This is a genomic window from Salmonella sp. A7 (assembly GCF_020181675.1).
Classification (GTDB): domain Bacteria; phylum Pseudomonadota; class Gammaproteobacteria; order Enterobacterales; family Enterobacteriaceae; genus Salmonella; species Salmonella enterica.
Window position 1 is genome coordinate 580117 of the sequence record NZ_CP084001.1, and the last position, 13475, is coordinate 593591.

The 13475-nt window shown below is 52.4% G+C and carries 14 protein-coding genes; 1 reads left to right on the forward strand and 13 read right to left on the reverse strand.

Going from position 1 to position 13475, the window contains the following annotated elements; genetic code table 11:
• Window positions 1-17: 17 nt before the first annotated feature.
• Genes dolP through LCS67_RS02795 form a run of 4 tightly spaced genes read right to left on the reverse strand, consistent with a single transcriptional unit; the run spans window position 18 to window position 3610 of the window.
• Entirely contained in the window at window positions 18-593 is a 576-nt protein-coding gene (gene dolP / locus LCS67_RS02780) for a division/outer membrane stress-associated lipid-binding lipoprotein (RefSeq protein ID WP_000643280.1), read from the reverse strand.
• 9 nt (window positions 594-602) lie between these two features.
• Window positions 603-1193, reverse strand: coding sequence for a DnaA initiator-associating protein DiaA (gene diaA, locus LCS67_RS02785; protein WP_000893481.1), 591 nt, complete (start codon window positions 1191-1193; stop codon window positions 603-605).
• A 21-nt stretch (window positions 1194-1214) separates the two neighbouring features.
• Window positions 1215-1610 carry a YraN family protein gene (locus LCS67_RS02790; RefSeq protein ID WP_000057285.1) on the reverse strand — a complete coding sequence of 132 codons (396 nt, stop codon included), beginning with the start codon at window positions 1608-1610 and terminating at the stop codon, window positions 1215-1217.
• A complete protein-coding gene (locus tag LCS67_RS02795; protein ID WP_031566790.1) occupies window positions 1568-3610 on the reverse strand; it encodes a penicillin-binding protein activator in 2043 nt (680 codons plus the stop codon). The genes LCS67_RS02790 and LCS67_RS02795 overlap by 43 nt, the downstream gene beginning before the upstream one ends.
• Before the next feature lie 63 nt (window positions 3611-3673).
• Between LCS67_RS02795 and rsmI the strand changes: the two genes are divergently transcribed.
• Window positions 3674-4537: a 16S rRNA (cytidine(1402)-2'-O)-methyltransferase gene (gene rsmI / locus LCS67_RS02800; RefSeq protein ID WP_000812285.1), complete on the forward strand. Its 864-nt coding sequence runs from the start codon at window positions 3674-3676 to the stop codon at window positions 4535-4537.
• Between the two features lie 157 nt (window positions 4538-4694).
• Here rsmI and LCS67_RS02805 read toward each other — a convergent pair whose 3' ends face one another.
• From LCS67_RS02805 to pfkB, 9 genes are all read right to left on the reverse strand, one after another.
• Window positions 4695-5468, reverse strand: a complete 774-nt coding sequence (locus tag LCS67_RS02805) for a DeoR/GlpR family DNA-binding transcription regulator (RefSeq protein WP_001083899.1) — start codon at window positions 5466-5468, stop codon at window positions 4695-4697.
• Between the two features lie 110 nt (window positions 5469-5578).
• Entirely contained in the window at window positions 5579-6622 is a 1044-nt protein-coding gene (gene gatD / locus LCS67_RS02810; RefSeq protein WP_000844174.1) for a galactitol-1-phosphate 5-dehydrogenase, read from the reverse strand.
• Between the two features lie 43 nt (window positions 6623-6665).
• Window positions 6666-8039, reverse strand: coding sequence for a galactitol-specific PTS transporter subunit IIC (locus LCS67_RS02815; protein WP_000490600.1), 1374 nt, complete (start codon window positions 8037-8039; stop codon window positions 6666-6668).
• A 3-nt stretch (window positions 8040-8042) separates the two neighbouring features.
• Window positions 8043-8327: a PTS galactitol transporter subunit IIB gene (gene gatB, locus LCS67_RS02820; protein ID WP_000824293.1), complete on the reverse strand. Its 285-nt coding sequence runs from the start codon at window positions 8325-8327 to the stop codon at window positions 8043-8045.
• A gap of 30 nt (window positions 8328-8357) precedes the next feature.
• Window positions 8358-8822, reverse strand: a complete 465-nt coding sequence (gene gatA / locus LCS67_RS02825; RefSeq protein ID WP_000080446.1) for a PTS galactitol transporter subunit IIA — start codon at window positions 8820-8822, stop codon at window positions 8358-8360.
• Window positions 8823-8836: 14 nt separating this feature from the next.
• Complete coding sequence (gatZ, locus tag LCS67_RS02830) at window positions 8837-10108, reverse strand: tagatose-bisphosphate aldolase subunit GatZ (protein WP_000676006.1); 1272 nt, start codon at window positions 10106-10108, stop codon at window positions 8837-8839.
• Between the two features lie 197 nt (window positions 10109-10305).
• Entirely contained in the window at window positions 10306-11112 is an 807-nt protein-coding gene (locus tag LCS67_RS02835; RefSeq protein ID WP_001175244.1) for an HPr family phosphocarrier protein, read from the reverse strand.
• On the reverse strand, window positions 11099-12526 hold the full coding sequence (locus tag LCS67_RS02840; RefSeq protein WP_000719914.1) for a PTS fructose transporter subunit IIC: 1428 nt from the start codon (window positions 12524-12526) through the stop codon (window positions 11099-11101). Before LCS67_RS02840 ends, LCS67_RS02835 begins: the two co-directional genes overlap by 14 nt.
• A gap of 26 nt (window positions 12527-12552) precedes the next feature.
• Window positions 12553-13467 (reverse strand): 1-phosphofructokinase, encoded by a 915-nt coding sequence (gene pfkB / locus LCS67_RS02845; protein ID WP_000640685.1) that lies wholly within the window; start codon window positions 13465-13467, stop codon window positions 12553-12555.
• Between the last annotated feature and the right edge of the window lie 8 nt (window positions 13468-13475).

Here is a 13475-nt window from a genome sequence, read left to right on the forward strand (position 1 = left end):
GCCACCCGGCACACCGGTTACTTAATATACGTAAAGGCGGTGGTCACGCGTTTCACGCCGCTCACCCGGCTGGCGATGTCCGCTGCCGCTTTACCTTCACGTTCAGTTACCAGGCCCAGCAGGAATACTTCGCCATTTTCGGTGGTGACTTTCACATTTGACGATTTTACCTGATCGCTGGTCAGTAGCTGTGAGCGAACTTTCGTGGTGATCCAGGTATCGTTAGAGGCGGTCCCCAGGCCGATAGGCTGACCCTGGCGAATCTCGTTATAGACCTCGGTGGTGCCTTCAACGCCCATCGCTATCTGTTTCGCGCGTGCGGAGAGTTCGCTGTTTGGCGACTGGCCCACTAACAAAACTTTGCCCTGATAAGCCGTGACATTGATGCGCGTCTCTTTTTTGATTTGCTCATCTTTCGACAGCGCGCTGCTGACACGCAGTTCCAGCGTTCCGTCATCCACCTGGGTGCCCACGCTACGCGGGTCGGTTGCGGCTTTGGTGCCGACGGCTGCCGTACCCACTACCGCGGCGGCGACGCAACCTTGCAATAGCAACGCAGAAATAAGGACTGCGAGCGGCGAAAATGCCTTCATGTGTACTCCTTAATCATCCTGGTGAGGAAAAAGCGTGTTATCGATCAAATCGCACAGGCAGTTTACCGTCAGCATATGCATTTCCTGAATGCGCGCGCTGTGATGTGAAGGGATACGAATTTCAACATCCTGCGGCCCTAATAGTCCGGCCAGCTCACCCCCGTCATACCCGGTTAGCGCCACAATGGTCATGTCACGTGTGACGGCTGCTTCAACGGCTTTTACGATATCGCGACTATTACCACGCGTAGAGATCGCCAATAAAACATCGCCTGCATGTCCCAGCGCCCGGACTTGTTTTGCATAAACTTCATCGTGCAGGCGATCGTTAGCGATCGCAGTTAAGACCACATTATCGGTATTTAGTGCAATGGCGGGTAAACTGGGTCGCTCCGTTTCAAAGCGGTTAATCATGCTGGCAGCAAAATGCTGTGCGTTGGCCGCGGACGTCCCGTTTCCACAACAGAGGATTTTGTTGCCGTTAAGCAGGGAATGAACCAGCGTCATGGCGGCGCGGGAAATGGCATCCGGAAGCGCTTCCGCCGCAGCAATTTGAGTTTGAATGCTTTCTGTAAAGCAAACTTTGATTCTTTCGAGCACGCTAATCCTTAAAATCTTCAATTATGAGTGGTCGTTAAACGCATCCCGAAACCACTCAATCTCATTTCCGGTGAAGGCTAACACATCGAACCGACAATCCACAGTATCAAAACTCCCATTCTGGCGGGCGAGCCACAAGCGGGCAGTATGTAATAATTTGTGTTGCTTGCTGCGGGTCACACTGGCCGCCGCGCCGCCATAAAGCCCGGAGCGCCGATAGCGGACCTCAACAAAAACCGTCGTTTTTCCGTCACGCATGATCAGATCGATTTCGCCGCCGCGCTCGCGCACGTTGGCGGCGATAAACCGCAGTCCTTTGCTTTCCAGCCAGCGACGCGCGGCAGCTTCCCACGCGTCGCCAGCCTGTTTACGCGTTAGCTGGCGGGAACAATCTCCCCTTGCTGGTATTTGAGCCATGATAACTTCCTGTTAATCACACAATCCGGGCTGGCAGTTAATGCGCCGGTATTACCATTGATCTCAAACCCCTGCACCTGACGCATCTGCGAAAAGTGGTTCGCCAGCGTCCAGGCATCCACGCCCATGGCGTACATCCGCGCCAGAGAATAGTCGTTATGTACAGCGCTCAGCGCCTGCTGCATCAACGGCATATTGCCGCCTGCCAGCATAGGAATTTCACTGTATTGTAAACCTTCCATCTCCAGACGGAAGTCGGGGCCGGAGGTGCCTTGCGCGCTGCGGGAGCTGGCATACAGCGTCGCGCCGCTCTGGGTGCCGTTACGCATGGCGATCATCGGTTTGATAAAGCCAATCTCTTCCGGCGTAGCCAGAATATAGACCGCGTCTACGCGTCCGCCGCCGGTGATTTGCGCGTCGGTCGGCGGCGCAGGGATAGTCAGACCGCCAATGGTGACGCCCGGGTGCGCAGGCACGCTGGCGGCGACCGGACTGCCCGTCAACGCGATACCCGCGCCGCCGTTCACGCCCATTTTGAGCTCGGCTACGGAGCCGAATTTTTGCTGTAATACGATGCCGCCGCCCAGTTTTTGCCACTCCTGGGTGAAGGCGTTCGCCACGCGATCGCCAAGCGCGCTGCGTGGGATCAACAGCAGCGGCGACTGCTTGCCCTGGTCATAAATATGATGCGCCGCGTCACGGGCTTCATCTTCAGGAGAGAGCGCGAAATAGCAGATATTAGGGAAGCTACGTACAGTTTCCGGCTGGTTGAGCGCCAGCACGTTGAGCGGCGTGTTGCTTTTCATCAGCGCTTCCACATTGTTTTTCAACAGCGGCCCGACCACGATACTGGCGCCGTCTTGCTGAACCTGAGCGAGCACCTGATCCAACGGCTGGGAAGAGGTATCGTAGATTTTTAATTCAGCGGAGGGATCCGCCGGCGCGCTTGCTGTAGCAGGGGGAGTTTGTGGCGCGCTGACTGGCGTAGCGGACTGGGATGGAGCGTCATCAGTCAGATCGCTCACCGAGGCCTGCGACGGACTGGCGACGCCGTTGGTCATTTGTGGTTGCGTCTCCTCCACGCCAGGTTCGACCGGCGCGTCAGGCGCGGCGGCAGGCTGCATTTCCACCGCCTGGGTGCCGAGGTTTTTCGCGGCTTCGAAACCTTGCTGGATGGTACGGCCAAACACGGCAGCCTGACCGTTCAGCGGCAGCAGCAGAGCGATTTTGCTGGTGGAAGCTGGTTTAAAACGTTGTACATTGACGAGCTGCGTCGGCAGCATTTTCGCCCCCGGATTTTGCGGGTAGCGTTTTTGCCAGTCGGCGATCCCGGCTTTCAGCATGTCCGGATCGTTGCGGTTGTCAAACCAGACGCGTTGCAGATCCAGCCAGCCCTGAAGCACATTTTCATCGGCGTTGATAACCAGCGTCCTGGCCTGATCCGGCGTCATGGCGGAGAGCGCCTGCCAGGTGGCGTCGATATTTTTTTGTTTCTCTTTCGCCGCCAGTAGCGGTTCCTGGGCGATTAACGCCCGCAATAGGGTAAGCGACGGGCGTCCCTGGCTGGCAACGATCTGCGCCTGCCAGTAACGCGCTTGCTGATGTGGCGCAAAGTCGGCGGGTTTTAGTTTATCCAGCAAGGCCTGCGCGCCTGCGACATCTTTTTGCGCCAGTTTGATTTCTACCGCTAATAAAGACTGTTCGCGACGCTGGGCATCATTCAGATTTTGCGGGAGTTGGTTGAACAGGTCGACGGCCTGCTGGCTTTTTCCTTCTTTCAGCAGTGCATGAATGGCGAGTAATTGCCAGTTGGTCTTGCTATCATCTGCGCTTTGCTGCATCTGATGCAGGTAAAAGGCGGAGTCAGCTTGCGCTGAACCCTGCATATAGGCTGCGCTTTGATCTGGCGCCTGGGTGCCGCACCCGGCGAAAAGTAGCGCAGCCAGGACGACAGGCAGCGCGCGCGCGGCGTTCAAACGAGAAAATGTTGAGGGTACCATACTGTATCCAGTGATATTTTTTTACGCAATGCTCAATATTAAATCGGCAATACGGACGACACAATGAAACAAAACGAATCGGCGGATAATTCTCAGGGCCAACTCTTTATTGTACCTACTCCTATCGGGAATTTGGCTGATATTACTCAACGCGCGCTGGAAGTTTTACAAGCCGTTGATTTAATTGCCGCTGAAGACACTCGTCATACCGGTTTATTGCTGCAACATTTTGGGATTAATGCCCGGTTGTTTGCGCTGCACGACCATAACGAACAACAAAAAGCGGAAACGCTGGTCGCGAAGCTAAAAGAAGGGCAGAACATTGCGCTGGTTTCCGACGCCGGTACGCCGCTAATTAATGACCCCGGCTATCACCTGGTACGTACCTGCCGTGAAGCGGGGATTCGCGTGGTGCCGCTACCGGGGCCGTGTGCGGCGATTGCCGCCCTGAGCGCCGCTGGCCTGCCATCCGACCGTTTCTGCTATGAAGGCTTTTTACCGGCGAAATCCAAAGGCCGCCGTGATGCGCTAAAAGCCATTGAAGCGGAGCCGCGAACGCTGATTTTTTATGAGTCAACCCACCGCCTGTTAGATAGCCTGGAAGATATCGTCGCGGTATTGGGAGAATCCCGCTATGTGGTGCTGGCGCGTGAGCTGACCAAAACCTGGGAAACCATTCACGGCGCGCCGGTCGGCGAGCTGCTGGCGTGGGTCAAAGAAGATGAAAACCGTCGCAAAGGCGAAATGGTGCTGATTGTCGAAGGGCATAAAGCGCAAGAAGACGACCTGCCCGCCGACGCGCTGCGCACGCTGGCGCTGCTACAGGCAGAACTGCCGCTGAAAAAAGCGGCGGCGCTGGCAGCAGAAATTCACAGCGTGAAGAAAAATGCGCTGTATAAATATGCGCTGGGGCAGCAGGAAGAGTAAAAGCGAGCGCCCGGGAACCGCCTTTTATCGCCATCGCGTTAATACTCAATCAGGTGATTGATGTGGGTAAAGTGATGGGGGCATTGGGCGGTGATAGCGGGCCGGGCCTTTCCTTCGGGCTTACTCTCGCGATCAGCAACGCATAACCGACTCCTTTTTAGACGATCATTAGTTCCACGCCTGTTTTCGCTAATGCCGCTTTATCCTGTTTGCTGATGGTGTCATCGGTTATCACACAATCGATCTTGTCCATCGGCAATACCTGGTTAAAGCCGCGACGGTTAAATTTGGTCGCGTCCAGTACCGCGATAACTTTGTGTGCCGCCGCCGCCATGACGCCGCTAATGGAATAACCTTCGTTAAACGTGGTAATACCGTTTGTCGCATCAATGCCATCCGCCCCGACAAACATGACATCGGCGCTGATGCCGTGTAGCGATCGTTCCGCAATCGTGCCGTGCATTGAGTGGGTTTTATGCCGTACCGTACCGCCGCAGACCACCAGCGTGAGATCTTTATTTTCTGATAGCGTAAAAGCGGCAGGCAAGCTGTTAGTGATCACCGTAATATTGCTTTTTCGCGCGAGCGCTTCCGCAATCAGTAATGTTGTGCTCCCGCTATCCAGAATGATGGTCATTCCTTCTTCAACCATTGCCGCAGCCGCCTGGGCAATCCGCTTTTTCGGATCGCTGGCGAGTTGATACCGATCTTCCAGAATGACTTCCTGATTGTCGCCTTCCGCCAGATGACTTCCCGGTTTTGCCGCGCCGCCATGAAAACGGGTGACAAGGCCTTTCTCTTCCAGCAGACGCAGGTCAGCACGGATAGTCACTTCAGAAATACCAAAGGTATTTGAAAGGTCCATCACTAGCACGCTGCCTTGCGTATTAATCAGGTCGACAATTTTATTTCTTCGCTCAAATGAGTTCATATTGATTTGCCTGATAATTAACTGTAACTAGTTTAAACGAAGGATTGCGAAAGGTGAACGCTAAATTTCGAAAGGAAATGTGAGCCAGCGCAGGTTGCTGGCTCGTACCATCAGGAAAGTTGAAGTAAAATTTTGCCCTGCATGGGCGCGCCATTAAGCGCTTTGACTGCTTCTGCAAAGCTTTCCGCATCGCCTCGATGGGCAATGAGAGGGGTCAGTTGAAGACGTTTTTCAGCTAACAGGCGCGCTGCGGTTTCCCATTCTTCTCCTGGCCATGGCGCGGAGTAGTTCATCCAACTGCCGAGGAGTGTGAGCTCTTTACGCAAAATTAACCCGAATGTACGCGTTGTCAGGGTGAGATCGTGATGTAACGTCCCCACCAGCGCCAGTTGCGCGCGCGGCCCGGCGATATCGATAGCCAGCGAGACGGTCTGGGGAGTTCCTGCCGTTTCGAGAACCAGTTGATCAAACTGAATGTCGGACAACGCGGTCTGGATGTCGTCGGCGGTCATTTCCCGGCTATTACAGGTATGCGTTGCGCCGAGCGCTTTCGCCAGTTCCAGTTTCTGCGGATTGATATCAATCGCCGTTACGCTTCGCGCGCCCAGTTCCCGCGCGCATTGTAAGGCCAGCAGGCCAATTGTCCCGGCACCGACGATAATTACGTTTTTCCCCTCGCAGCCCTGCGCCAGATGAAAGGCGTGTAAGCCCACGGTAATCGGTTCGATAAACGCGCCATCTTCAATCGGCATATCAGACGGCAAGCGGAAAAGATTGGCCCGTTTGACCACCACATATTCCGCATTACCGCCTTCGCTGCGCGATCCTACAAACTGATACTGTTTGCATAAAGAAAAGTAACCGCGTTCGCATTGCGGGCAGTGAAAGCAGGGAAGAAGCGGGACACAAGCGACGGCATCGCCAGGCTGCATATCCGTTACGCCTGTGCCGTAGGATTCAACGTAGCCGCTGAATTCATGACCTAACGTAATAGGATAATAATGGGCGCCCTGCGCGAAAATACGCGGGATATCCGATCCGCAAAGCCCTGAGCTAACGACTTTGACCAACACATCGTCCTCGGCTTGCAGTTGTGGTAAGGGGCGTTCTTCAACGCGCACGTCTCCCTCAGCGTGAATAACCACTGATTTCATAACATTCTCCAGGAAGGTGAGGGGAGCGATTGCTCCCCTAAAATTAAGAGGCGATTTGATTTTGCTGTAGCGCCGTGGCTTTCTCAGCCGCAACAAACTGTCGGGCGCGACGCCAGGTCAGCAGTACGCCGGCCAGATAGATAATGGCAATGACGGCGAAGCCGACGATATTCTGCCAGGTAAAAAGTTGAATCAGCAGCCAGGTGATGGGAGAACCGCCCTGATCCAGCGAGGCGACTTGTCCGCCAGCTTTTAGCGCTCCGGCATTGGCAGCCAGTTGGGTATGCAGGCCAATCGTCTGCGTGGCTATCCACAGGGTGATACCCATAATAATGACACCTGAAATCAGCGTGCGGAACAGGTTGCCCTGGTGTACCGCAACCGCCATCGCAATAAAGAAACCGATGGTGGCGAGGTCGCCGAACGGCAGCACCTGGTTCCCCGGTACTAAGACGGCAATCAGGATGGTCAGCGGAATGAATATCAGGCTCGCGGAGACAACAGAGGTATGACCGAGCAGTAGCGCTGGATCAAGGCCTATCAGGAACTCCTGCCCGCCAAATTTGGCCTGTAGACGTTTACGCGCATGTTTCGCGATAGGCGTTAGGCCATCCATAATAGGTTTAATGACGCGTGGCATAAGCAGCATCACCGCTGCGGTTTTGACCGCCAGTTGCAGAACGGCTTTGGCGTCGTAGCCTGCCAGCACACCAATCACCAGCCCCATCACGAAGCCGACAGTCACCGGCTCGCCAAACGGTCCGAAGCGTTTCTGGACATCATCTGCGCTAAAGTGAATACGATTGAGGCCCGGAATTTTTTCGATGATGGTATCAACGAGCACCGCCACGGGGCCCAGGTAGGCGGATGAACCGTGTGGGATAGCAATCCCCTCGAGGCCAAAATAGTCGCGGGTATCTTTGGCAAACCAGTCCCCCAGTTTGTAGACAAAGGCGGCATGAACCACAACGCCCAGAATCCCCAGCCAGTATGAACCGGTCGCCAGATGCAGCATGGCGCCCGTGAAGGTCATGTGCCAGATATTCCAGATATCGACATTCACCACGCGGGTCATGCGGGTCACCAGCATCAGGACGTTAACCCCGATAGCGACAGGGATCGCGACCAGCGCGATTTGTGACGCCCAGGTCATGGGCGATGAACCCGGCCAGCCGACGTCAATAACGTGGAGATTGATTTGGAAATGTTCCGCCATGGCTTTTGCCGCGGGGCCGATAGAATCCAGCATCAGGCCGATGACCAGACCAATACCCACGAAGCCGATACCAATATGCAAACCCGATTTAAAACAATCCCCAAGCTTCATTCCCAGCAGTTTAGAGAACACGATGATCACCAGGGGCAACATCACCGTTGGGCCTAAGTCGAGGATATAACGCATTATTTCGCTAAACATACGTTACCCCATGAGAATGGACAGAATTTTTTGCTGTAATGCTTCAATACCCACGCCGGAAACAAAAGGCATACCGTGAACGACGGGAATATCGCCAAAGGCGCGATCGACCCTGGCAGTGGTACAGATAAGATCGGCTCCGTCCATATAGGTTTCGATTTCGGTGACCCGACATTGCACTAAGTCGAGCTCAATATGGTTGGCATCACATAGCTCTTTAATTTCTTCCGCAGCCATCGTTGAGGTTGCAACCGCACCGCCACAGGCCACAATTACTTTACGTTTCATAGGGTATTCCTCATTATTATCAATTTATTATCAAACCTGGGCGCACTGCTCAGGCTCAAGGATGGTTTCCTGAAAGCGTATCGCCAGTTCGGCATCCGGCGCGCTTAACAGGGCATCGAGGGTGCTCGGGTTCTGTAGCTCACTAAACAGGCGGCGCAGAAGTTTTAGCTGTGCCGCCGGGTTTTCAACGATTAAGGCGATGATTAACGAAACGGCAATCTCTTCGTCATCATCCGCCTGTTGAAACATGACCGGCTTATCTGGACGAATCAGATAGATAGCGGGTGATTTCGCATGAACCGCCTCGCAATGAGGGATAGCGACGGCGTGACGCTCCAGCGCAATGCCGGTAGGAAAAGACGCTTCACGTTCCACCAGCGCCTGCGGATAACTGTCATGTACCACGCCTTTCGCCAGCATCTCTTTGCCAATGTGCGACAGCGCCTGTTGGCTCGAGTCGAATGTGATTCCGGTTCGGACAAATAGTTGGCTCATAAATTCTCCATTATTCAGGCGACATCCGGCGTGCAACCGAAGCGATAAGCGCGCAGAACATCCTGAATTTTGTCAATAATCAGGTTATGCGGCGTGGGGGTGAGCACGCCCTCAGACAGGCGTTCAAACTGTACGGGCATAAACTGGCTAATTAATCCCAGCGGCAATGTGACGTTGTTCAGATTGGCGATTAACTTCTCTACGCTTTGACGAATACGCGGGTGCGGCCAGTAATAGCGAATACGGTCAGACAAACTAAAGTGGATGTCGACCATCGCCTGGCTCCAGGTTGGACGGTAGTATTTTTTCCAGTAGCCTGGCTCGTTTAGCATCACTTCATCGATAACTTCCATCACGCGGCTACGTTGTTCTGGGGATACCAGCTCATTTTCCATTTGCGCAAGTGCGAAAATGGCTTCGCGCAGCGCGAAAGTGAGCGCCGGGCCGACCTTCAGAATGGCGTAATGATCGCGAACGAGGGCGCGGTAGGCCTGTCGCGTCTGATAATCAGTCGAATGCGCTTCATAGACCATCGGCGTTTCTTTTATCCATGCGGAGAGCGCCTGTGCCGCCTGCGGCTGATAATGAATAATCTGGGTATGATCAAATTCAACGCCCGGTTGCACCACAATGGCGATCACGCGTGACAGTGCTTCTTCCAGACCTGATTCACGAAACGCGATTTGGTGAGTTTCCAGCGTACGGGCAGCATCGACTTCGCGGGTGACATGAACGCTGCCGATAGTACTGGCTTCACCGCCAGGAACGGGCACTTCCGTGCCGATGACATAAGTCAGATGGCATTTTTGTTCTTCGTTTGCGGTCTCTTCTGCTGCTTTACAAAGCACGGCGGCACGGCGTGCAACGACCATCGGATCCAACGGTGTCGGGTCATCTGCGCAGGACATCGACGCGTCCAGGTGAATTTTGCTAAAACCAGCGGCGACATACGCTTTTATTAACTCAACCGACTTTTCCATTGCCGCCGCTGCCGGTTCGTTCTGCCAGCAGTTAGGCCCTAAATGATCGCCACCAAGAATCAACCGCTCACGTGGAAATCCCACTTCCTGGGCGATGCCATAGACAAAATCACGAAAGTCAGCCGGTTTCATGCCGGTATAACCGCCAAACTGATTCACCTGATTGGATGTGGCTTCAATCAATACTTTGTTGTCAGTGTTGAGATCGAAAAGCAGAGCTGATTCGATAACCAGGGGATGAGCAGAACAAACTGAACAGATGCCCAGATGTTCTCCTGCTTTATGACGAGCAATTATTCCTTTCACTTTTATCTCCGAATTCTTTCGTTTGTTTTCTTCGAAAGAATTTATAGGCTTTCGTAATGTTGTTTTGTGATTTTGATCTGATAAATGAAAGTTGCGAAAGAAAATGTAAGATGACGAAATGGTATGTAATGTCTGTGATTTCACTTTGTCATGAAAAACCGTACCCGCCGGAGCGGGCACGGAGGAACAAACGAAGGCTAATTAAACAATCGAGATAGCCAACTGCGCTTTGGCTGCATGACTTCTGGTGGTGGGGTAACGGGAACGGTGATCATCTCGCCTGCACCAGAGGCGATAAGCTCCTCGATTTCACGTAGTGCCTGCTGTGCATCTTCGCCCTGCGCCCGGAACAACAAGCGATGCCCCTTTTTCGCGCCGAGCGACACCACCCGCATCAGGTTTTTCCCGTCCACCGGGCCGGAAGCGTTATCCAGATTTTCTACCGTAATGTGGCTTTGAAACTGTTTGATAAACTTCACCAGCACCGCACTGGGTCTGGCATGTAAACCATGCGGATTATGGATGACAAACGTTGCCTGCTCACCCTCCTGCAACTCCACGGCTGCTGGCGTATTGGTCGTCGATCCAGTCAGTAGCGTTAAAACCTGACTGGGGGATTCGGCTTTAGCCAATGCTTGCGGAATAGCGTCATCGCTGAGCACGCGAGTCAGTTGGCGCAAAATCTCAAGATGTTCATTGGAGCGCGCGGCAATTCCGGTGACCAGATACGCGGTGTTGCCGTCACCCCAGTCAACGCCGTAGCGAAAAACGATTACCTTTACACCGGTTTGTAATACCGCATCGCGAGACTCTGGCGTACCGTGTGGGATCGCGATTCCATTGCCCAGATAAGTGGAAATCTGTGCTTCGCGATCCAACATGCCGCGTAAATAGTCAGGCGTGGTATTGCCAGCCGCAGATAACTTTTCCACCACACGGTGCAGAGCGGTGACTTTATCGAGGCGCTCATCGCTGACAAAAATATCGTGTTCACAGAGCTGCATTCTGACCTCCAGCCTTTACTACAGGAGTTGTGTTGACTGAATTTTTGCGCACAGCCCACAATCTCCATAGGCCAAGCATCACCGCACCACATGCAGAGCCCGCAAGGATACATAACACCCAGGCCAGCGGCTGACTCACCAAAGGTAAAATTAAGAAGCCGCCGTGAGGAGCCGGAACCTGAATACGCAAGCTGTAGCTAAGTACCGCGGAAATGCTGGAAGCAATCATCATCATCGGGATGACACGCAAAGGATCTTTCGCTGCGAAAGGAATCGCGCCTTCAGTGATGTGTGTACAACCGAGGATATAGTTAACCATGCCTGCGGCACGTTCTTCCTCGCTAAAACCTTTTGGAAAGAAGGTGGTCGCCAGAGCAATTACCAGTGGTGGAGTAATACATGCGGCAGACACACCAGCCATAAAGTAGAAGTTGCCCTGGCCCAGTAAAAGCGTGCCGGTGACATAAGCGGCTTTGTTTACCGGGCCGCCAAAGTCAAAGGAGCACATTGCACCCACCACAATACCCAGCAATATTGGATTCGCTTCCTGTAGAGATGCCAGCCAGTTCATCATGCTATTATTGATAGCTGCGACAGGTTGCCCAAGCAGCGACATCAACACGCCAATAACCAGTACGCCAATGAGCGGCATAATAAAAATCGATTTCAGGCCTTCATACTGACGCGGTAAGCCTTCGAGTCGATTCTTTACCCATAACATCAGGTAACCGGCAGCGAATCCGGCAATTATCCCACCGAGAAATCCTGCGCCGGTAGCATTTGCCAGTAAGCCGCCGACAAATCCAGCCACCATCCCTGGTCTGCCAGAAATAGAGAATGCAATATAAGCGGTAAAGACCGGAACCATAATCGAAAAGGCTTGCTGACCGATTTTCATTAGCATAGCGGCGGTTGCATTGTATTCAGCTGAATTAGGATCAGCGGAATAAATCCCCCATAAAAACGACACCGCAATTAATATGCCTCCGGCAACTACAAAAGGCAGCATATTTGAAACACCACTCATCAGGTGTTTATAAATTTGTCGCCCAAGCGATTCTTTTTCGATAATTTCCGTTCTGGTGGTTGATTCGCCTTTACGTATTGGGGCTTCACCATTAATAACTTTGTTAATCAGCTCCGCAGGATGATGGATTGCTTCTTTTACCGGTACTTCAATAACCGGTAAACCATTAAAGCGATCAGGTAAGACATCTTTATCCGCCGCAATAATGACTCCGGCAATATCTACCAGATCAGCAGGTTGAATAGCATTTTCAACGCCACTGGCACCATTGGTTTCAACTTTTATTTCAACAGATAATTTTTTCGCGGCATTTTTTAAGGCTTCTTCAGCCATAAATGTATGCGCAATACCGGTAGGGCAGCCGGTCACTGCAATGATCTTTTTCATAAGCAGACCTTAAATTGTAATTTAACCTACAGCTTTCTGACGTGGATTTGCGAAAGTAAGGTTTCTATTGCCGCAAGTTGGCCTAATCCGGCAGAACTTGCGACATCAGCTCCTGTTGCACTGGCAAGAGATAAGGCATATTCCACTTCTCCTGTAGATAACCACTGGCTGAGAAAGGCGGCCAGTGCAGCATCGCCTGCACAGGCGGAGCTCACCAAATCAACTGTTGGCGCGCTACAAAACCAGTAATCAATCCCATTGGAGAAATACATTCCTTTAGCGCCAAGGGTTAGCAGAACATTTTGTGCACCAAGTGCATGTAAAGTGGTAAGAGTATTTTTCGCATCATTGTCGTCAGAGACAGTTAAACCGAATATTGCTTTAACCTCTTCATCATTTGGTTTAATTAATAACGGTTTGAACTCCAGTAACTGACGTAATGACGGATGACTAATATCTAAAATTACGCCGATATTTTTTTGCTGACAAATATGCATAATTTCTGCGTAAAAGCGGCTTTCAATACCTTGTGGCAGGCTGCCGCTTATCACCAGATATTCTGCATCGGGCAGTTGAGAAATAATCGTGATGATTTGTTGTTTACATTCATCTGGAATATATGAGCCAGGGTTGATCAGTTTATATTCCTGCTGCCCGTCATGAATGAAAATATTAATCCGCGTGGGTTCTTCTACCCATGCTGGTGTGACTGGCATTTTTCGGGTACGCAGGCTTTCTACAATATAATGCCCGGTGAAACCTCCAAAAATTCCTAATATATGCGCAGGTATTTGAAAGTGATCCAGAACCAGCGCAACATTTACCCCTTTACCATTTGGGCAAAACTCGGTGTGGTGAGTGCGATTGACAATATTTGGCTGTAAAGGATCGCTAAATATATTCATATCAATCGCGCTATTAAGTGTTAGCGTGTAGATCACAGGCGATT